General features: G+C 73.8%; 18 protein-coding genes. 10 read left to right on the plus strand and 8 right to left on the minus strand.

The window, feature by feature from the left end; all coding sequences use genetic code 11:
* Positions 1–1,812 (plus strand): S9 family peptidase (locus DZG00_RS03435; protein ID WP_147359915.1); only part of this gene is annotated, 1,812 nt, incomplete at its 5' end.
* A gap of 55 nt (positions 1,813–1,867) precedes the next feature.
* Here the strand turns inward: DZG00_RS03435 and DZG00_RS03440 are convergent.
* The 3 genes from DZG00_RS03440 to DZG00_RS03450 form a co-directional block, all read right to left on the minus strand.
* Positions 1,868–3,130, minus strand: a complete 1,263-nt coding sequence (locus DZG00_RS03440) for a hypothetical protein (protein WP_119455384.1) — start codon at positions 3,128–3,130, stop codon at positions 1,868–1,870.
* Positions 3,127–4,458, minus strand: a complete 1,332-nt coding sequence (locus DZG00_RS03445) for a hypothetical protein (protein WP_119455385.1) — start codon at positions 4,456–4,458, stop codon at positions 3,127–3,129. Before DZG00_RS03445 ends, DZG00_RS03440 begins: the two co-directional genes overlap by 4 nt.
* A 69-nt stretch (positions 4,459–4,527) precedes the next feature.
* Entirely contained in the window at positions 4,528–5,445 is a 918-nt protein-coding gene (locus DZG00_RS03450) for an ROK family protein (RefSeq protein WP_199689787.1), read from the minus strand.
* Between the two features lie 246 nt (positions 5,446–5,691).
* Between DZG00_RS03450 and DZG00_RS03455 the strand changes: the two genes are divergently transcribed.
* From DZG00_RS03455 to nagA, 7 genes are all read left to right on the plus strand, one after another.
* The gene (locus DZG00_RS03455) at positions 5,692–6,855 is read left to right on the plus strand and encodes an ROK family transcriptional regulator (RefSeq protein ID WP_147359916.1); all 1,164 of its coding nucleotides are present in this window, start codon (positions 5,692–5,694) and stop codon (positions 6,853–6,855) included.
* A 71-nt stretch (positions 6,856–6,926) separates the two neighbouring features.
* Entirely contained in the window at positions 6,927–8,240 is a 1,314-nt protein-coding gene (locus DZG00_RS03460) for an extracellular solute-binding protein (protein WP_199689788.1), read from the plus strand.
* A gap of 100 nt (positions 8,241–8,340) precedes the next feature.
* Complete coding sequence (locus tag DZG00_RS03465; protein ID WP_119382486.1) at positions 8,341–9,300, plus strand: carbohydrate ABC transporter permease; 960 nt, start codon at positions 8,341–8,343, stop codon at positions 9,298–9,300.
* Positions 9,297–10,241, plus strand: a complete 945-nt coding sequence (locus tag DZG00_RS03470; RefSeq protein WP_199688951.1) for a carbohydrate ABC transporter permease — start codon at positions 9,297–9,299, stop codon at positions 10,239–10,241. Before DZG00_RS03465 ends, DZG00_RS03470 begins: the two co-directional genes overlap by 4 nt.
* Positions 10,242–10,245: 4 nt before the next feature.
* Positions 10,246–11,895 (plus strand): beta-N-acetylhexosaminidase, encoded by a 1,650-nt coding sequence (locus DZG00_RS03475; RefSeq protein WP_119382487.1) that lies wholly within the window; start codon positions 10,246–10,248, stop codon positions 11,893–11,895.
* A gap of 70 nt (positions 11,896–11,965) precedes the next feature.
* Positions 11,966–12,751 (plus strand): glucosamine-6-phosphate deaminase, encoded by a 786-nt coding sequence (gene nagB, locus DZG00_RS03480; protein WP_119382488.1) that lies wholly within the window; start codon positions 11,966–11,968, stop codon positions 12,749–12,751.
* Positions 12,748–13,896 (plus strand): N-acetylglucosamine-6-phosphate deacetylase, encoded by a 1,149-nt coding sequence (gene nagA / locus DZG00_RS03485; RefSeq protein ID WP_233550072.1) that lies wholly within the window; start codon positions 12,748–12,750, stop codon positions 13,894–13,896. Before nagB ends, nagA begins: the two co-directional genes overlap by 4 nt.
* Before the next feature lie 24 nt (positions 13,897–13,920).
* On the opposite strand, the gene DZG00_RS03490 is transcribed toward nagA, so the two are convergent.
* Entirely contained in the window at positions 13,921–14,652 is a 732-nt protein-coding gene (locus tag DZG00_RS03490) for a DUF1684 domain-containing protein (protein ID WP_119382248.1), read from the minus strand.
* A 116-nt stretch (positions 14,653–14,768) separates the two neighbouring features.
* Here DZG00_RS03490 and DZG00_RS03495 point away from each other — a divergent pair, with 116 nt between their 5' ends.
* Both DZG00_RS03495 and DZG00_RS03500 read left to right on the plus strand, forming a co-directional pair.
* Positions 14,769–16,523 carry a pyruvate dehydrogenase gene (locus DZG00_RS03495; protein WP_119382249.1) on the plus strand — a complete coding sequence of 585 codons (1,755 nt, stop codon included), beginning with the start codon at positions 14,769–14,771 and terminating at the stop codon, positions 16,521–16,523.
* A gap of 62 nt (positions 16,524–16,585) precedes the next feature.
* On the plus strand, positions 16,586–16,903 hold the full coding sequence (locus tag DZG00_RS03500; protein ID WP_119382250.1) for a putative quinol monooxygenase: 318 nt from the start codon (positions 16,586–16,588) through the stop codon (positions 16,901–16,903).
* A 21-nt stretch (positions 16,904–16,924) separates the two neighbouring features.
* Here DZG00_RS03500 and DZG00_RS03505 read toward each other — a convergent pair whose 3' ends face one another.
* From DZG00_RS03505 to DZG00_RS03520, 4 genes are all read right to left on the minus strand, one after another.
* Complete coding sequence (locus DZG00_RS03505; RefSeq protein WP_119382251.1) at positions 16,925–17,965, minus strand: zinc-dependent alcohol dehydrogenase family protein; 1,041 nt, start codon at positions 17,963–17,965, stop codon at positions 16,925–16,927.
* 59 nt (positions 17,966–18,024) lie between these two features.
* The gene (locus DZG00_RS03510) at positions 18,025–18,387 is read right to left on the minus strand and encodes a hypothetical protein (protein WP_119382252.1); all 363 of its coding nucleotides are present in this window, start codon (positions 18,385–18,387) and stop codon (positions 18,025–18,027) included.
* Between the two features lie 47 nt (positions 18,388–18,434).
* Positions 18,435–18,947, minus strand: a complete 513-nt coding sequence (locus DZG00_RS03515) for a tetratricopeptide repeat protein (RefSeq protein WP_119382253.1) — start codon at positions 18,945–18,947, stop codon at positions 18,435–18,437.
* Positions 18,948–19,063: 116 nt separating this feature from the next.
* Positions 19,064–19,612, minus strand: a 549-nt coding sequence (locus DZG00_RS03520; protein ID WP_233550073.1) for a hypothetical protein, incomplete at its 5' end; no start/stop codon positions are given.

The raw sequence follows: 19,612 nt of genomic DNA on the forward strand, positions 1-19,612 counted from the left end.
GAGGCCCGCGCGCTGACCCGTCTGGCGGGCGGCGTGGACGGCATCGCGGCCGTCGCGCGCGACGCCGCCACGGTGGTCGTGCAGGCGCCGCTGCTGCCCGGATCCGGCTCGCTCGAGGCCGACTCGGTCGCGCGGAAGCGGCGCTCCGACCTCAAGGTGAACGCGATCCTGCACGAGACCTACCCCGTCCGATACTGGGACCACGACCTCGGCCCCGACGAGCCGCACCTGCTCGCGCTCGACCTCGCCGACGCGCTCGTCGAGGAGCCCGCGCGTCCGACGGCGGCCGACGCGGCCACCGCGCTCGCCGCCGAGGCCGCGACCGAGGACGGCGGATCCGCTGCGTCGGAGCCCGCCGCGACCGCGCAGCCGTACCCGGCCTCCCTGCCCCGCCCGCGCGACCTCACCCCGCGGCCCGGTCGCAGCCTCGACCACGCGGCCGCCGCCATCACCCCCGACGGCCGCACGCTCGTCGTCGCGGTCGGCGTCAAGGAGCGCCGCGGCGATCGCCAGGCGCTCGTGTCGATCGACGTCGCGACGGGCGAACGCACCACGCTCCTCGACGTGCCGGGCGCCGACGTCGAGTCGCCCGTGATCAGCCCCGACGGCGCGCTGCTCGCCTGCATCCGCACCGACCGCGCCACGCCCGCCGCGCCCACGCAGCAGGAGATCTGGGTGTCCGCGCTGGACGGATCCGACGCCCGCCGCGTCGCCGCGGAGTGGGACCGCTGGCCGTCCTCGCTGCGCTTCGACGCGGACTCCCAGGCGCTCGTCGTCACCGCCGACCAGGACGGCCGCGGTCCCGTCTTCCGCATCGGCCTCGACGGATCCGTCGCGCAGCTCACGACGGACGACCACTCCTACACCGACGTGCAGGTCGACCGCGAGACGGGCGACGTGCTCGCCCTCCGCTCCTCGTGGATGGCGCCGTCGCACCCCGTGCGCGTGTCCGCGGCCGACGGATCCGTCACCGCGCTCGCGACGCCCGCCCCCGTCCCCGCGACGACCGGCACCATGACCGAGGTCGAGACGACGGCCGCCGACGGCGCGCGCGTGCGCGGCTGGCTCATGCTGCCCGATGGCGCGTCGGCCGAGGCGCCCGCGCCGCTGCTGCTCTGGATCCACGGCGGCCCGCTCAACAGCTGGAACGCGTGGAGCTGGCGCTGGACCCCGCAGGTGATGGTGGCGCGCGGCTACGCGGTGCTGCTCCCGGACCCCGCGCTCAGCACCGGCTACGGGCTCGACTTCATCGCGCGCGGCTGGGACGCGTGGGGCGAGGCGCCCTACACCGACCTCATGTCGATCACCGACGCCGTGGAGGCGCGCGACGACATCGACGAGACGCGCACGGCCGCGATGGGCGGATCCTTCGGCGGCTACATGGCCAACTGGGTCGCGGGCCACACCGACCGATTCCGCGCGATCGTCAGCCACGCGAGCCTGTGGGCGCTCGACCAGTTCGGACCGACGACCGACTCGTCGCAGTACTGGCAGAGCATCTTCTCCGCGGAAGGCCTCGACCGGAACTCGCCGCACCACTCGGTGCGCGACATCGTGACGCCCATGCTCGTGATCCACGGCGACCGCGACTACCGCGTGCCCGTGGGGGAGAGCCTGCGCCTGTGGTCGGAGCTCGCCGAGCACCACGCGGCCGACGACGGCACCACGCCGCACCGGTTCCTGATCTTCCCGGACGAGAACCACTGGATCCTGAAGCCCCAGCAGTCGGTGGTCTGGTACCGGACCGTGCTCGCGTTCCTCGACCAGCACGTGCACGGGAAGGACTGGGAGCGGCCCGAGCTGCTCGGCTGACGGCGACGGGTCCGGGCGCTCGCGTGAGCGCCCGGACCCGTCGACGGCGTGCGCGTCAGAGGCGGAAGGGGTTCGCCCCCAGCGCCGCGAGCAGGTACCAGGCCGTGGCGCCCGTGTGCAGGCTCGCGTCGTACGTGTCCCCGAAGCCCGTCACGAGGCCGTCGCTCGACGCCGCGACGAGGCCGCGCCCGTCCGCGTTCGGGGCCGCGGCCTGGGCGCGCTCGAGCGTGGCCATGAGGTCGGCGTAGCGCGTCGGATCCCCGGTGGCGCCGCGCGCCCGGACGGCCAGCGCGAGGTGCGCCGTGCCCTCGAACCACACCTTCGACCGGTCGGCCGAGCTGTACGACGACCCGGTGAAGCCGCCGTCGGTCGCGGCCAGTCGGTCGATGACCCACGTCACGGCCGGCGAGTACGCGCTGCTGCCCGTCGCCAGGTAGGCCCAGTTCTGGACGTCGCCGGGGATGGGCGTGCGGTTGATCGTCATGCCGTCGACGTCCGTGCCCGTCCAGAGGTGGCCGTCGCCGGAGTCCCGCATCGCCGCGATGAAGGAGGACGCCGTCGCCGCGCGGCTCGTCCATGCGGAGTCGCCCGTGAGCGTCGCCAGCATGGTGAAGAACGCGTGGACGTCGATGGCGTGCTCGGTCGACTTGAACGCGTACGGCGCGTCGGAGCCGTCGCGCCCGCCCGTGTAGCCGTACGGGGCGCGGGTCGTGTCGAGCGTCCTCGTGCGGATCCAGTCGCCCAGCCGCACGGCGCCGGCGAGGAACCGGCTCTGCCCGGTGGCGCGGCCGAGGCGGGCGAGGGCCATGCCCACCCACGCCTGGTTGCCCGTGTTCGCCGCGGGGGAGCCGATGTACGGCGCCCCGCTCGCGGTGATGAACGGATCCGGCTGGTACGACGCGCGCGTGCGGCCGTCGCCGATGGGGTCGTGCGCCTGCGCGTACAGCAGGGCGTCGCCGAGGACGACCGCGCGCTGCAGGTCGTCCGCGGTGCCGCGGGCGACCCAGGCGAGGATCATGATCCCGTCGTCGTACGCGAAGCTGGAGACGAAGCCCGCGGCGCCCTGCGTGCCGCCCGTGTAGCTCTGCGGGACGCGGAGGGTGGATCCGGTCGCCCGCTGGTCGAGCTTCGCGGCGAGGAACCCGAAGGCGCTCGCGATCGAGGCGGCGGACGGCACGGCGGCAGCGGCCGCCCGAGCTGCGGACGCGCCGGACGGGAGCGGGGCGGTCGCGGCGAGCCCGGCGACGCCGAGGCCGGCGACCCCGAGGAGGGCGGCGCGGCGGGAGATCGTCCCGCGGCCGCCCTGCGCCGCGCTCATCGCGACCGCGGTCCGCCGAGGCGGAACGGGTTGGTGAGCGTGGCCGCGAGGAGGAACCATGCGGTCGCGCCGGTGTGGAGGCTCGCGTAGTAGATGTCGCCGAACCCGGTGTCGAGGCCGTCGCTCGAGGCGGAGACCACGCCCTTGCCGTCGCCGTTCGGCTGCTCGGCCTGGGCGACGGCGATGCTGCGGAACAGCTCGACCGCGCGTTCCCGGTCGCCCGGCGCGCGGCGGATGCGGAAGGAGAGGGCCAGGTGCCCGGATCCCTCGAACCACACCTTGCTCGTGTCGGTGTCGCTGTACGAGGGGCCCGTGTACGGGCCGTCGACCGCGGACAGGTTCTCGACCACCCAGTCGAGCGCGCGGGAGTACCGCGGGTCGAGGGTCGCGAGGTAGGCCCAGGTGTGCACGTCCTCGGGGACGACCGTGCGGTTGATCGTGACGCCGTCGGGGTCGGTGCCCGTCCAGAGGTGGCCGTCGGCCGGATCCTGCATGGCCTCGACGAAGGACCGCGCGATGGCGGCGTCCGCGGCCCACGAGGCGTCGCGCGTGAGCTGCGCGAGCTGCGAGAAGAAGCCCGTGACGTCGATGTTGTGCTCGGTCGACTTGAACGTGATGGGCTGGTCGTCGGCGCTCCGGCCGCCCGTGAAGCCGTGCGGGGCGCGTGTCGTGTCGGTGGCGTTGGCGCGGATCCACTGCCCGAGCTGCACGGCGCCGTCGAGGAAGCGCTGCTGCCCGGTCACCCGGAACAGGCGCGCGAACGCCATGCCCACCCAGCTCTGGTTGCCGGTGTAGGCCGCGGGGGAGCCGATGTCGAGGGCCCCCGATGGGGCGCCCGTGGCGGGGAAGGTGTCCGGCTGGTACGACGCGCGGGTGCGGCCGTCGCCGATCGGGTCGTGCGCCTGCACGAACAGGAGCGCGTCGCCGAGGACGGTGGCGCGGCGGACGTCGGCACGGGATCCGCGGCCGAGGTAGGCGAGGATCACCAGCGCGTCGTCGTACGCGAACGACGACACGAAGTCGAACGTCGGCGTGGTGAAGAAGCCGCCCTGGTAGCTGCGGGGGAGGCGGAGCTGCTCGCCGGTCGCGTACTCGTCGACGCGGCCGTCGAGGAACTCGTACGCGGCCTTCGCGCTCTGCATGAGGGCGCGCGACGCGGTCGGCGAGCCGAGGTCGGGGGCCCCGAGGAGCGGGCCGGAGGCGGACGCGGCCTGCGGGGCGGAGAGGAGCGCGGTGCCCACGGCGGCCGCGGATCCGCCGAGCAGGGCCCGGCGGCTGAGGGGACGGGCGCCGAGCGGGTGGTCGCCGGCGGGGCGGGGATCGGTCATGTCATCTCTCCATCTTCATCGATCGGGGACAGCGGGGTCGTGCGGGGTGATGCCGGGACGGGCAGCGGGTCAGCGGGTCAGCGGCCGATGGAGCTCGTGCGCGGGGCGGAGGAGCGCGGCGCCGACGGAGGCGGCGGGGAGGTCGGGCGGGAGCAGGCGGACGCGATCCGCGATCTCGAGGCTCGCGAGGAACGGCGACGTCGCCGCCTGCCCCGCGAGCACGGCGAGGAGGTCGCCGAGCAGGGGAGCGCCGAGCCGGCTGATCCCGCCGCCGACGACCACGGCGTCCACGTCGTTGGTGAGCACGAGGATCCGGACCGCGCCCGCGATGCCCTCGGCCAGGCGCGCGCGGACGGCGAGGGCGGTCGTGTCGCCCTCCTGCGCCGCGCGGAAGACCTCGACCGCGGCGTGCGCGCCGGACCCGTGCCACTGCCGGGCGAGGCCCGCGCCCGAGGCCATCGTCTCGAGGCAGCCGCGCTGGCCGCAGGGGCAGAGGAGGCCGGCGGGATCCACGGGCACGTGCCCGATCTCGCCCGCACCACCGCGGGCGCCGCGCAGCAGCACGCCGTCCGTGACCAGGCCCGCGGCGAGGCCGGTGCCGACGTTGAGGTAGGCGAGCGAGCCGCCCAGCCCGAGCAGGTGCGAGACGCCGAGCGCGGCGGCGTTGACGTCGTTCTCGACGGCGACCGGGACGCCGAGGCGGCCCTCCAGCTCGACGCCGAAGGGGAAGCCGTCGATGCCGAGGTTCACGGCGTGCTGCACGGTGCCGGTGGCGGGATCCACCATGCCGGGGATCCCCGCGCCCACCGACGCGACGGCCGGGCGGCCGAGCCCGGCCACGAGGTCGTCGACGGCGCGGGCGGCGGTGGCGAGCACCTCGTCGGCGCCGTGGCCCGTGGGCCGGCGGAGGGAGGCGACGACCGTGTCGTCCGCGTCGATCGCGACGGCGTCGACCTTGGTCCCGCCGATGTCGAGTCCGATGCGCACCGGGTGTCTCCTCCTGCGGCTCGAGGAGGGCCGGGATCCGGCCGGGGCTCCAGCGCCGCGTTCGTTAGTAAACATTACAAACCCGACCTCCACAAGGTGCTCGCCTTGGCGGGTGCCCGCTCTGGACCGTGTTTCCGGGACATTTCGCGGGTGGATCTCGTCCGAATGCTTGACACGCGTTTGTAAGGGAGATTTACTAACGCTCCAAGCGGTCGACGCCGACCGCATGGAGAGGAGATGGCGCGCATGCCCACCGAACTGGCCCCGGCCGCCTCCGGCCCCGCCGGCACCCGCACCCGCCGCGTCGTCTCGAAGTCGCTGCCGCAGCACAACCGGGTGCACAACCGCTCGATGATGCTGCAGGCGCTGTTCCACCGCGGCGCCATGAGCCGCGCCGACCTCGCCCGTGAGTCCGGCCTCACCCGCCCGACCGTCTCGGTGCTCGTCAGCGAGCTCGCGGCGGACGGGATCGTCGCCGAGGTCGGGCAGCGCGAGGACGCCCGCGTCGGCAAGCCGGCGCAGCTCGTCGAGATCGACGCCGACTCCTTCCACATCGTCGCGCTCGACCTCTCCAACGGCCGCCGCTTCGTCGGCGCCGTCATGAACCTCCGCGGCGAGGTGCTCGCCGAGTCGTCCCTCGAGGTCGACGGCGCCACGGGCGACGCGGCCGTCGCCAAGGTCGTCCGCCTCAGCGAGCGGCTCGTGGCGCAGACGCCGCGGCGCCTCCTCGGCATCGCGGTGGGAGTGCCCGGCATCGTCGACGACCAGGGCGTCGTCCGCGAGGCGCTCGACCTCGAGTGGTCGGACGTGCCCCTCCGGGCGCGCCTGGCCGACCACTTCCGCGTGCCCGTGCGCATCGCCAACGACGCGAACCTGTCCGCCGTGGGCATGCACATGTTCAGCGAGGCACCCGGGCAGAGCGTCATGGTCGTCACGATCGAGGACGGCGTGGGCGTCGGCCTCGTCATCGGCGGCGCGCTGGTGCAGGGCGAGCAGTTCGCGGCGGGGGAGATCGGCCACGTCACGGTCGGGGACCCCGGCGTCGGCGAGGCCTGCACGTGCGGCCGCTCCGGCTGCCTCGAGACCGTGATCGGCGCCCGCTACCTCGCGCGGCGGATCGCGGGGCTCACGGACGACGCGCGCGACGCGGCCCTCCGCGACGCCGGATCCGCGCTCGGCGTCGTCATCGCGCCGGTCATCAGCGCCCTCAACCTCAACCACGTCGTCGTCACGGGCCCCCGCGAGCTCATCGAGGGGCCCCTCCGCGACGCGACCCTCGCCACCATCCGCGCCCGGACGCTCAGCAGCGTCGGCGACGCGCTCTCCCTCCGGATGAGCGACGACGACGCCGACCTCGTGCTCCTCGGCGGCGCCTCGCTCATGCTCCAGGCCGAGCTCGGCGTCTACTGACCCCCCTCCATCCCGACACGAACCGCACTCCACCGCACCGCACCGAACCCAGGAGAACCACCATGCGACACATGAGACTGACGGCGGGCCTCGGCCTCGCCGCCGTCCTCGCCCTCACGGCCTGCTCGAGCGGCGGCACGACCGCCGCCGGCGACGGATCCCCCCAGGAGATCGCCGCCGTCAAGGGCGACGGCACGACCCTGAACGTGTGGGTCATGACCGGCGACTACACCGACGACACCATGAAGGCCATCAACGACGAGTTCACGGCCGCGACCGGCGCCGAGGTGGAGGTGCAGACCCAGCAGTGGGACGGCATCACCACCAAGGTCGCGACCGCGCTCTCGACCTCGACCCCGCCCGACGTGCTCGACATCGGCAACACGCAGGTCGCCAGCTACGCCGCGAACGGCGGCCTCCTCGACCTCACCCCGTACCGCGACGACCTCGCGCAGGGCCAGACCTGGCTCGAGGGCCTCGAGGCTCCCGCCACGGTCGACGGCAAGCTCTACGCCGTGCCCGGGTTCGCGGGCGCCCGCGCGGTGATCTACAACAAGACCATGTGGGCGGACGCCGGCGTGACGGCCGCCCCGACCACCTACGAGGAGCTCACCGCGGCGCTCGAGAAGGTGGCCGCCGCCAACGCCTCGACCGACGGCTTCTCCCCCTTCTACATGCCGGGCCAGTACTGGTACGCCGGCATGCAGTTCGTGTGGGACGCGGGCGGCGAGATCGCCACCGAGGACGACGGCACGTGGGCGCCGGCGTTCGGCGACGCGAAGGCGCAGCAGGGCCTCGCCGACTTCCAGGAGTTCCAGAACGCGTACTCCACCGCGGCGTCGCGCACGCTCGACACCACGGCGCCCGACCAGACGCAGGTCTTCGCGGACGGCACCACGAGCGCCATCCTCGCCTCGAACGGCTACATCGACATGATCAAGAAGGCGAACCCGGAGCTCACCGACGACGACCTGGGCAGCTTCCCGCTGCCGGGCAAGTCGGGCGAGACGCAGCCGGTGATGCTGGGCGGATCCGACTGGGGCATCGCCGCCAAGTCCGAGAACGCGGAGCTCGCGCTCCAGTGGGCGAAGATCGCCGCCAGCCCCGACATCCAGTCGGAGTGGGTCTTCGGCAACGACACGTGGATCCCGAACAGCACCGAGGCCGTCGAGGCCGCGTCCGGCTCGCTGTCCGAGCTCGACAAGGGCTTCTTCGATGCCGCCCTCCGCTCGAACGCCACCCCCGCCAGCGGTGCCTGGGCCGACCTCGAGGGCGACAAGAGCATCAACCAGCTGTTCTCCTCGATCGCCTCCGGGTCGAAGACCCCCGAGGCCGCGGCGGAGGACTTCGACTCCGCCGCCGACGAGAAGCTCAACTCGAAGTGACGCGCGGCGGGGCGCCGGTCCGACGACCGGCGCCCCGCCCCGTCCGGCGCCCCGAGCGCCGCCGTCCGCGACACCCGCACCACCACCCGAAGGAGGCACCGTGGCCCTCACCGGCACGCGCCCGCCGAAGACCCCGGGATCCGTCCGATCCCCGGGCCGCCCGTCCCCGCGACGCGGCAGCTCCGCTCCCGTCTGGCTGCTCTCGCCCGCCGGCCTCGTGCTGCTGGTCGTGCTCGTCGCGCCCATCGTCTACCTCGTCATCACCTCGACGACCGACTCCGACCAGCGCACCCTGTACACGGGCGCCTACCAGAGCGTCGGCCTCGGCAACTACATCGAGCTCGTGCAGGACCCCGCCTTCTGGGCGTCGCTCGTGCGCACGATCCTCTTCACGGCGGCCATGGTCATCGGCAGCGTCGCCATCGGCACGGGCATGTCGCACCTCATGACGCGGATCAGCACGCCGTTCCGCTACGCCGTCACCATCGTGCTGATCTTCGCCTGGGCCATGCCGAACGTCGCCTCCTCGCTCGTGTGGAAGTGGCTGTTCCAGCCGGGCTACGGGGTCGTGAACTGGCTGCTCACGCAGGTCGGCCTGTTCGGCGACATGACCGACGTCGACTGGGCGAACGACGCGTTCCTCGCCTACGCGTCCATCTGGATGCTCATCGTCTGGCAGGCCGTGCCCTTCATCGCGCTGACGCTGTACGCGGCGGAGACGCAGATCCCGCAGGAGCTCAAGGAGGCCGTGCGCCTCGACGGGGCCTCGGAGCTCGCGGTCTACCGCACCATCACGCTGCCGTTCCTCAAGCCCACGCTGCTGCTCGTGACGATCCTCTCCGTGATCTGGGACTACAACGTCTTCAACCAGATCTGGCTCGTCTCGCAGGGCGGCCCCGACGACGCCACCTCCACGCTCGGCGTGTTCACCTACACGACCGCGTTCGTCGGCTTCGAGCTCGGGCAGGGTGCGGCGATCTCCGTCGTGACCACCCTGCTCCTGCTGGTCCTCACGGCGTTCTACATCCGCAACCTCATCCGATCGGGAGAAGACCTGTGACCACGACAGCACCCGCGGGCACCGGCGCGGTGGCACCCGAGACCCCGGAGGAGGCGGCGGCCGTCGTCGCCGGGGGAGGCCGCGAGCGCCGTGCCCTCCCGCGCTCCTCCCGCCGGCGCCGCCGCCGCCCGTGGATCGGGAACTCGATCGCCGCGGTCTTCTGCGTCGTGTGGATCTTCCCCGTCTACTGGATGGTGAACACCGCGTTCAAGCCGCGCTCGGAGTCGATGAGCCGGACGCCCGGCTTCCTCCCGCAGGACCCGACGATCTCGAACTTCGTGGCCGCCTTCACGAACGGCGACTTCCTGCTCTACCTGCGGAACTCGACCGTCGTCGTGGCGGGCGCGGTCGTGCTCTCCATCCTGCTGGGGCTGCTCGCGGCCGCCGCGCTCTCGCGGTTCTCGTTCCGCGGGCGCCGGCCGATCATGGTCGCGATCCTCGTGGTGCAGATGCTGCCGGCGACGGCGCTGCTCATCCCGCAGTTCCTGATCTTCACCCAGATCGGCCTCATCGGCACCTACCTCGGCCTCGTGCTCGCCTACGTGGGGGCGGTGCTGCCGTTCACCATCTGGGTCATGCGCGGCTTCTTCCTCGCGATCCCCGTGGAGCTCGAGGAGGCGGCCCGCATCGACGGGTGCTCGACCTGGCAGGTGCTCACCCGGATCCTGTTCCCGCTGGTCATGCCCGGCATCATCGCCTCGAGCGTGTTCGCGTTCATCGCCGCCTGGAACGACTACATCGTCGCCAACACGTTCATGCAGGACCAGTCGCACTACACGCTGCCCGTGTGGCTGGCGTCGTTCACGACCCAGACCACGGGCACGGACTTCGGCGCCCAGATGGCCGCGTCCGTGCTGTTCTCGCTGCCCGTCGTCGTCTTCTTCATGATCATCCAACGCAACCTGGTGTCCGGCATGTCCGCCGGCGCCGTGAAGGGCTAGCCGCATGACCTCCCCCCTCGCCGTCCTCCCCGCCCCCGTATCGCTCGTGCCGGGATCCGGATCGCTCCGGCTCGACGCGCGCACCCGGATCCAGGCGCCCGACGCGCTCGCCGGCACCGTGGCGTGGCTGCAGTCGGCGCTCCGGCCCGCCACCGGCCTCCCGTTCGCGTCGACGACCGACGAGGCGCCGGGTGGCATCTCCCTCGCGCTCGACCCCGACCTCGCGGCAGGAGGTCACGCGCTCGACGTGACCGCGGACGGCGTGCGGATCCGCGGCGGTGACGAGGCGGCCGTGTTCGCGGCGTGCCAGACGCTCCTCCAGCTGCTGCCGCCCCAGGTCTTCCGCCGCGCTCCCGTCGCGGGCGTCGAGTGGACGCTGCCGGTCGTCGCGATCGTGGACGCGCCGCGCTTCCGCTGGCGCGGCGCCATGCTCGACGTGGCCCGCCACTTCCTCCCCAAGCACGACGTGCTGCGCTTCATCGACCTGATGGCGATGCACAAGCTCAACACCCTGCACTGGCACCTCACCGACGACCAGGGGTGGCGCGTCGAGATCCGCCGCTACCCGCGCCTCACGGAGGTGGGCTCATGGCGCACCGAGACCCAGGTCGGCGCGTCGGAGGACTCGCCCGGCGACGGCCGCCCGCACGGCGGCTGGTACACGCAGGACGACATCCGCGAGGTCGTGGCGTACGCGGCCGCGCGCCACATCGACGTGGTGCCCGAGATCGACGTGCCCGGCCACTCGCTCGCGGCCATCGCGGCGTACCCGGAGCTCGGCGTCGGGAGCGCCGACCAGCCGCGTACCGTGCACACGCGCTGGGGGATCATCCACGACGTGCTCAACATGGAGGAGTCGACGCTGGACTTCTACCGGGGCGTGCTCGACGAGGTGATGGAGCTGTTCCCGTCGCGGTACGTCGGCATCGGCGGCGACGAGTGCCCGCGCGACCAGTGGGCCGAGGATCCGCGGACGCAGGAGATCATGCGCGAGCGCGGCTTCACGGACGAGCTGGAGCTGCAGAGCTGGTTCATCGGCGGGCTCGACGCGCACATCTCCTCGGCCGGCCGCACCATGTACGGCTGGGACGAGATCCTCGAGGGCGAGGTGTCGTCCTCCGCGGTCGTCGCGTCGTGGCGGGGGATGACCGGCGCGGTCACGGCCGCGCGCCGCGGCCACGACGTGGTCGCCTGCCCCGACGACCAGGTGTACCTCGACTACCGGCAGTCCGACGGGCCCGATGAGCCGATCCCGGTCTCCATCCCGCTGACCCTCGAGGACGTGCTCGCGTTCGAGCCCGTGCCCGAGTCCCTGACCCCCGAGGAGGCGGAGCATGTGCTCGGCGGCCAGGCGAACATCTGGACCGAGCACATGGACTCGCCGCGCACCGTCGACTACCTCGTCTTCCCGCGGCTGGCGGCGCTCGCCGAGGCGGTGTGGTCGCCGAGGCCGGAGGACGGCGTGCGCGACGTGGATGACTTCCACGCGCGGCTCGCCGTGCACCTCGCGCGGCTCGACGCGTTCGGGGTGGAGTACCGCCGGGCGTCGGGGCCGCTGCCGTGGCAGACGCGGCCGGGGATCGTCGGGCGGCCGGCGACCCGCGAGGAGCGCCAGGCGTACATCGACGGCATCGTCGCGAGCATCGCCGGGTGAGCGCCGTGACCGCGCCCGCGGGCGCCGACGTCCGCCCGTCCGTCGCCACGGGGATCGAGGGGGTGCGCGCGTGGAGGTGATCATCCTGCCCAAGGTCGAGGAGGTCGGCCGTGCGGCCGCCGCGCACGTGGCCGCGGCAGTGGCGCGCGACCCCGAGGCGGTCATCGGGCTCGCCACCGGATCCAGCCCCTCAGGGCTCTACGCCGACCTCCGCCGCCGCGTGGCAGCAGGGGAGGTCTCCTTCGCGCGGGCGCACGGCTTCGCGCTCGACGAGTACGTGGCGATCCCGCTCGAGCACCCCGAGTCGTACGCGAGCGTCATCGCGCGGGACGTGGTCGGACCGCTCGGCTTCGACCCGCTCCGCGTGCGCGTGCCCGACGGCCGGGCCGCCGACCTGCGTGCCGCGGCCGAGGAGTACGACCGGGCGATCCGCGACGCCGGCGGCATCGACGTGCAGATCCTCGGCATCGGCGCGAACGGGCACATCGGCTTCAACGAGCCGACGTCGTCGCTCGCGTCGCGCACCCGGATCAAGACGCTCGCCCCGGCGACCCGCCAGGCGAACGCGCGCTTCTTCGACTCGCTCGACGACGTGCCGACGCACTGCATGACGCAGGGGCTGGGCACGATCCTCGAGGCGCGGCGGCTCGTGCTCGTCGCGCAGGGGGAGGGCAAGGCCGCCGCGGTCGCCGCCGCCGTCGAGGGACCGCTCTCCGCCTTCGTGCCGGGCAGCGTGCTGCAGCTGCACGAGTACGCGGTCGTCGTGGTGGACGAGGCCGCCGCCTCGCGGCTCGCGCTCGCCGACTACTACCGGCACACGTACGCGGCCAAGCCCGCTTGGCAGCGGCTCACGTGAGCGGCACGACGCTCCTCCGGGCCGCGCGTGCGGTGGACGCGCGCGGCACGACCGCCGACGCGTGGGTCCTCCTCGACGGCGATCGCCTCGCCGCTGTCGGGAGCGGACGCGAGGCGCCTCCGGCCGAGCGCACCGTCGACCTCGGCGACGCGACGCTCGTGCCCGGGTTCGTCGACATGCACGTGCACGGCGGCGCGGGCGGATCCCACGACGACGGGGCAGACGGGATCCGCGCGGCCGTCGCGCTGCACCGACGGCACGGCACGACCCGCTCGGTGCTGAGCCTCGTCGCGAACCCGGTGCCCGACCTCGTGCGCTCGCTCGGCGCGATCCGGGCGGCGATGGCCGCGGATCCCACCATCGTCGGCGCGCACCTCGAGGGGCCGTTCCTGTCGCCGCACGCGGCAGGGGCGCACGCGCACGAGCACCTCGTGGACCCGACGCCCGCGCGCATCGACGCCCTGCTCGCGGCGGGGGATGGCGTGCTGCGGCAGGTCACGATCGCGCCCGAGCTCGACGGCGCGCTCGACGCGATCCGCCGGCTCGTGGCGGCCGGCGTGGTCGCGGCCGTCGGCCACACGACCTGCTCGGGCGATGTCGCGCGCGCCGCCTTCGACGCGGGCGCGACCGTGCTGACGCACGCGTTCAACGCCATGCCCGGGATCCACCACCGGGAGCCCGGGCCGATCATGGCGGCCGTCGCCGACGCGCGCGTGACGCTCGAGCTGATCCTCGACGGGGTGCACGTGGACCCGGCGGTCGCGGCGCTGCTGTTCCGCGAGGCGCCCGGCCGTGTGGCGCTCGTCACCGACGCGATGGCGGCGGCGGGATCCGCGGACGGCCGCTACCGGCTCGGCTCGCTCGACGTGGACGTGGGCGACGGCATCGCGCGGCTGGCGAGCACGGGCACGATCGCGGGCTCGACCCTCACGCAGGACGAGGCGCTGCGGATCGCGGTGCGCGAGGTGGGCCTCGCCCTGCCGGACGCCGTCGCGGCGCTCACGAGCACCCCGGCGCGGGCGCTCGGCCTGGGTGACCGGCTCGGGCTGCTGCGCACGGGATCCGCCGCGGACGTCGTCGCGCTCACGCCGGGGCTCCAGGTCTCCCGCGTCTGGGCCGCGGGGGCCGAGGTGGCGCCGGACTGATCAGGCGCAGCCCGGCGCCGGGGCTCAGGCCTCGTCGCGGTAGATGACGCGGCGCTCGCCGGCGCGCACGGCAGCGGACAGCCGGTTGCCGGCGGGCGGGAGCGGGCAGTTCATCCAGTCGGAGAAGCCGCACGGCGGGACGACCGCGCGCGTGAAGTCGAGCGTCACGGGTCCGTCGCCGTCGGGGCGCGGGATGAAGAGGAAGCGGCTGGGCGCGTAGCTCTCGCGGCCGGTGGTCGCGTCGGCGAAGACGAGCTGGAGGCGGTCGCCGTCGGCGAACGCGCTGAGGCGCACCTCGACTCCCTCGATCTCCACGACGATGTCGCCGGGCACGGGCAGCTCGCGCGTGCGGCCGGCGTCGGCGATGTGCTCGAAGGGGATCACGCGGTCGTCGTCGACGCGCTCGAAGCGGCCCTCGAGGATCCACTCGGGCGCGTACGGGTAGACCTCGATGTCGACGAACGCCCGGTTCTTCGGTGACGCCGAGTCCCAGAGGCGGTAGCCGTGCTCGGGCTCGCCGGTGTCGAGCGACGTGCGCTCGATGCGGGTGAGCTGCACGGTGTCGGGCTGGCCCTCGAGAGCCTCGAGGTCGCTGACCTCCCGGCCGGGCTCGAGCCACGTCGTCTGGACGAGCGCGAGGCTGCCGAACGGGCTCGTCACGGCGGCGAGGCGGGCGCGGTGCCACGCGTCGTACGCGGCGAGGGCCTCGGGGTCGGCGGCGTCGGGGCGGGTGGCATCGGTCTGCGTGTCGGTCACCTGAGGGTCAACGCACCGGGCCGGGTCGCATTCCCGCGGGCGCTTCGCGGGCGGCGTGCGGAGGCCGCGCGGAGGCGGCGGGTATTGACTGGGAGCACCGACGGAAGGACACCCCCATGGCACGCACGGTCGCCGACCAGCTCATCGCCCAGCTCATCGAGGCGGGGGTGAGCCGGATCTACGGGGTCGTCGGCGACAGCCTCAACCCGATCGTCGACGCGGTGCGGCGCACGGGCGGGAGCCGCAAGGGCGGCATCGACTGGATCCACGTGCGGCACGAGGAGGCCGGCGCGTTCGCCGCCTCCGCCGAGGCGCAGCTCACCGGCGAGCTCGCGGTGTGCGCCGGATCCTGCGGGCCCGGCCACCTGCACCTCATCAACGGCCTCTACGACGCGCACCGCTCAGGCGCGCCCGTGCTCGCCATCGCGAGCCACATCACCACGAACCAGATCGGATCCGGCTACTTCCAGGAGACGCACCCCGACCGGCTCTTCGTCGAGTGCTCGCACTACACGGAGATGATCTCGACCGCCGTGCAGGCGCCGCGCGTCGTCGACCAGGCGATGCGGCACTCCCTCGCGCTCGGCGGCGTCAGCGTCATCACGCTGCCGGGCGACGTGGCCGAGTTCGAAGCGGAGGGGGAGGCGCCCGCGTTCTCGCTGCCGCGGCGTCCCGCGATCGTGCCGGCCGAGGAGGACGTGCGCGCGCTCGCCGCGGCCATCGACGAGGCGGACAGCGTCGCGATCTTCGCGGGCCGGGGTGCGGGATCCGCGCACGCCGAGCTCATGGAGCTGGCCGACAAGATCGCCGCGCCCGTCGGCCACTCGCTGCGCGGCAAGGACGTGATCCAGCAGGACAACCCGTTCGACGTCGGCATGACGGGCCTCATCGGCTACGGCGCCGCGGCCGCCGGCATCTCGGGCGCCGACCTGCTGATCCTCATCGGCACCGACTTCCCCTACGACCAGTTCCTGCCCGGCAAGGAGGTGCGGACCGCGCAGATCGACATCGCGCCCGAGCGCCTCGGCCGCCGCACCGACGTCGACATCGCGATCCACGGCGACGCCCTCTCCACCATCCGCGCGGTGCTGCCGCTCGTGGAGCGGAAGACCGACCGGCGCTTCCTGGAGAAGCTGCTGAAGGAGCAGGACAAGAAGGTCGAGCAGGTGGTCGGCGCGTACACGTCGAAGGCGGAGAAGCTGAAGCCGATCCACCCGGAGTACGCGGCCAGCATCCTCGACGAGGTGGCGGGCGATGACACCGTGTTCACCGCCGACACCGGCATGTGCAACGTGTGGACCGCGCGCTACCTCACCCCGAACGGACGGCGGCGGATGATCGGGTCGCTCGTGCACGGATCCATGGCCAACGCGCTGCCGATGGCGATCGGCGCGCAGGTCGCCTACCCGGAGCGGCAGGTCGTCTCCGTCTCGGGCGACGGCGGGCTGTCGATGCTCATGGGCGAGCTCGTGACGGTCGCGGCCTACGGCCTGCCCGTGAAGGTCGTGGTGTTCAACAACTCGACGCTCGGGCTCGTGAAGGTGGAGATGCTCGTCGACGGGATCCCCGACTTCGGGGTCGACGTGCCCATGGTCGACTACGCCGCGGTCGCCGCCGCGCTCGGGATCCACTCCCAGCGCGTCGAGGACCCGGCCGACATCCGCGGCGCGCTCGAGGCGGCGTTCGCGCACGACGGGCCGGCGCTCGTCGACCTCGTGACCGACCCGATGGCGCTCTCGATCCCGCCGGAGATCACGGCCGCGCAGGTGAAGGGCTTCGCGCTCTCGATGTCGAAGATCGTGATGAACGGCGGCGTCGGCGAGGCCGTGAAGCTCGCCCGATCGAACCTGCGGAACATCCCGCGCCCGTGAGCGATCCCGCGCACGCGTCCCGCACCACCCCGAACCGTCCCACCCCGAACCGAGGAGAACCCATGTCCCAGCCCGTCGTCGTCACCGCCGTCTTCACGCCCGTCGAGGGGAAGCACGACGAGGCGGTCGCCGCCCTGTCCCGCGGCATCGCCGAGGTGCACGAGGAGGACGGCTGCGAGGTCTACGCGATCCACGACGCCCCCGACGGCACCATCGTGATGCTCGAGAAGTGGTCGTCCGTGGAGGCGCTCGACGCCCACGGCGCGGGCGAGGCGGTCGCGCGCATGGGCGCGTCGCTCGCGGGCCTCATCACGGGTCCCGCCGTCGTCACGCGGCTCACGCCGATCCCGGCGGGCTCGGAGCTGCAGGGCGCGCTGTAGCCGACCGGGCGCGGCGAGCGGTCAGCCGACCTCGACCAGCGTGATCCCCGCCGAGCGGTCGCCCGACGCGAGCGCCTCGAGCGCGGCCGGGGCCTCGTCGAGGGGGATGCGGTGCTCGATGAGCAGCTCCGGGCGGAGCGCGCCCGACGCGACCATGGCCATCAGCTCGGCGTAGTCGTGCGCGGGCATTCCGTGGCTGCCGTGCAGGCTCAGCTCCTGGCTGATGACGAACGGCACGGGCACGGTCGGCTCGGTCGCGAACAGGCCGATCTGCACCTGGCGGCCCGTCGGCGCGAGCGCGAGCAGGCTGATCCGGAGCGTGGCCTCGCGGCCGAGGGCCTCGACCGACACCTGCACGCCGTCGGGGGAGACCGCGTGGATCGCGTCGAGGACGTCGAGCTCCGAGAGGTCCGAGGAGTCGATCGTGTACTCGGCGCCGAGCTCCGAGGCGCGCGCGAGGGCGGCAGGGTCGACGTCGACCGCGATGACCTCCGCGCCGACCGCGACGCCGATCATCACCGCGCTGAGGCCGACCCCGCCGCAGCCGATGACGAGCAGGCGCTCGCCGCGCTGGATCCGGGACCGGTGCACGAGACCCCGGAAGGCGGTGGCGAAGCGGCAGCCGAGGAGGGCGGCGGCGCCCGCGTCGAGGTCGTCGGGGACGGGGATGAGGTTCACGTCGGCGTCGTGCAGGGCGACCAGCTCGGCGAAGGACCCCCAGTGCGTGAAGCCCGGCTGCGTCTGGTCGCGGCACACCTGGCCGTTGCCCGCGCGGCACTCGGCGCAGCGGCCGCACGCGCAGACGAACGGCACGGTCACGCGGTCGCCGACGCGGAAGCGCGTGACCTCGGGGCCGACCTCGTGGATCCGCCCGACCAGCTCGTGGCCCGGCACCTGCGGGAGCTCGATGCCGTCGTCGTGGCCGAGCCAGCCGTGCGCGTCGCTGCGGCAGACGCCCGTGGCCTCGACGCGCACGATCACCCCGGCCGCGGAGGGCACGGGATCCGGCAGCTCGCGGACGACGGGGGTCTGGCCGAACTCCTCGTAGACGACGGCGCGCATGGGGGCTCCTCGGGGTCGGGGACGGTGACGGGCTCGTCCACGCTAGCCGAGGGCAGGAGTCATCCCGACGCGGACGGCTCGTCGTGCGTCCACGCGTTCACGACCCAGCCGACGCGGGACGGATCCTCGACGAGACCGTCCGCCCAGTCGACGTCGAGCGCCGTGGTGGGCCCGTCGGGCTCGATCACCTCGTTCGGGTAGACGGCGTCGGCGAGGCTCCGGGCGTCGCGCGGCGCGAACCGCGCAGCCAGCCGCTCGAGGACCCAGCGGCGGCCGAGGAGGCGGCCGTGGCCGTCGGCGTAGAGGATCACGGCGGAGCCGTCCGCGCACACCCGACCCGCGACCCACGTCTTCTCGGGGGCGAGGGAGGGCGATGCCGCGAACCTGCGCCGGATGGCGGAGACGAACGCGTCGGCGTCCACGGGCGCACCCGCGGCATCAGCCGACCCGGGGCCTGCGGCGCTCGCCGTCACGAGGTCTCCGAAGCCGCGTCGAGCGACTCGAGGTACCCGGCGTTGCCGCGGATCGCGGGGAGGTAGCGCTGCAGCTCGTCGTCCGGCACGTGATCCGCCACGATCCGCAGCGCGCTGGCGAGCGCGGCGTCGGGCCGACCTGCCGCGTGCAGGGTCAGCGACTCGAAGACGGCGAGGGACGACGATCCCGGGAACTCGGCCCGGGCGCGCGCGAACAGCGCGAGCGACTCGTCGACGCGGCCGAGGTTCCGCAGCGTGCTCCCGTGCTGCAGGTAGCAGCGGCGGAGGATGTCGCCCGCGAGCCCCGCCGCCTCCGCGCGCTCGTAGAGGTCGAGGGCCGTCGCCTCCTCACCCGCCGTGTCGTACGCGCCGCCGACCTCGTAGAGCACGCGCGGGTTCGCCGGGTGGGCGTCGAGGACGGGGAGCAGCGCGGCGATGGTCGGACCCATGTCATCGCGGTCGCGGGCGGCGACGATGCGGTCGAGCTGGACGTCGAGGTTCTCGGGCACGGGGGGCTCCTCTGCTGCGGCGATCGGGGCGGCCAGCTTCGCAGGGTGCGGGGTCCGGCGGGCGCCGGGGAGGGCGCGACCCGGTGGAGGCCACGGCCGACCACGGCAGACGCGGATCAGCCCCGGTCGCCGAGCAGCACCTCGCGGACGGACGTCGCGGTCTCGGCCACCTGGCGGCCGCGGGCGGAGGCGAAGAGGGCGGCGTCGTCCTCCGTGACGAGGGACTCCGCCTCCCACTGGGCGCCGTAGAGCGCCTCGCGGTAGCCGGACTCGCGCTGACAGGCGACGTCCGCGGCAGCCAGGTCGGGATCCGGGTCGGCGACGCCGGACCGGACTCCGGCGACGGGGTCGAGGAGGGTCATCGGATCGGCAGGCAGGGGCCGGTTCGCGTACGCGTCCGACTCGCTGGCGGTCCCGGTGAGGCAGGCGCGCCATGCCGCGGCCGCGGTGGAGACCGCCGGATCCGCGAGGGCGTCCCGACGGGCGGTCATGCGCAGCTCGCGCGCCCGCGCCTGCACGCCCTGGTTCGTCGACGCGTGCGCCCACGAGCCGCTGCGTACCTCGGGCAGGCACGACTCGAGCGCCCGGCCGAGCGTCGCGTCGTCGTTGCGCCCGAGCGCCCAGGAGCGGTGCGCCGCCTCCGCCGGATCCACCACGGGCGCGTG

This window comes from Clavibacter lycopersici, from assembly GCF_003576405.1.
GTDB classification, from domain to species: domain Bacteria; phylum Actinomycetota; class Actinomycetes; order Actinomycetales; family Microbacteriaceae; genus Clavibacter; species Clavibacter lycopersici.

Bases quoted from the DNA above. Each gene is read 5' to 3' on its own strand.
- DZG00_RS03455 (WP_147359916.1), top strand. From the start codon at position 5,692: ATGCCCACCGAACTGGCCCCGGCCGCCTCCGGCCCCGCCGGCACCCGC.
- DZG00_RS03445 (WP_119455385.1), bottom strand. From the start codon at position 4,458: ATGACCGATCCCCGCCCCGCCGGCGACCACCCGCTCGGCGCCCGTCCC.
- DZG00_RS03460 (WP_199689788.1), top strand. From the start codon at position 6,927: ATGAGACTGACGGCGGGCCTCGGCCTCGCCGCCGTCCTCGCCCTCACG.
- DZG00_RS03440 (WP_119455384.1), bottom strand. From the start codon at position 3,130: ATGAGCGCGGCGCAGGGCGGCCGCGGGACGATCTCCCGCCGCGCCGCC.
- DZG00_RS03495 (WP_119382249.1), top strand. From the start codon at position 14,769: ATGGCACGCACGGTCGCCGACCAGCTCATCGCCCAGCTCATCGAGGCG.
- DZG00_RS03500 (WP_119382250.1), top strand. From the start codon at position 16,586: ATGTCCCAGCCCGTCGTCGTCACCGCCGTCTTCACGCCCGTCGAGGGG.
- DZG00_RS03475 (WP_119382487.1), top strand. From the start codon at position 10,246: ATGACCTCCCCCCTCGCCGTCCTCCCCGCCCCCGTATCGCTCGTGCCG.
- DZG00_RS03505 (WP_119382251.1), bottom strand. From the start codon at position 17,965: ATGCGCGCCGTCGTCTACGAGGAGTTCGGCCAGACCCCCGTCGTCCGC.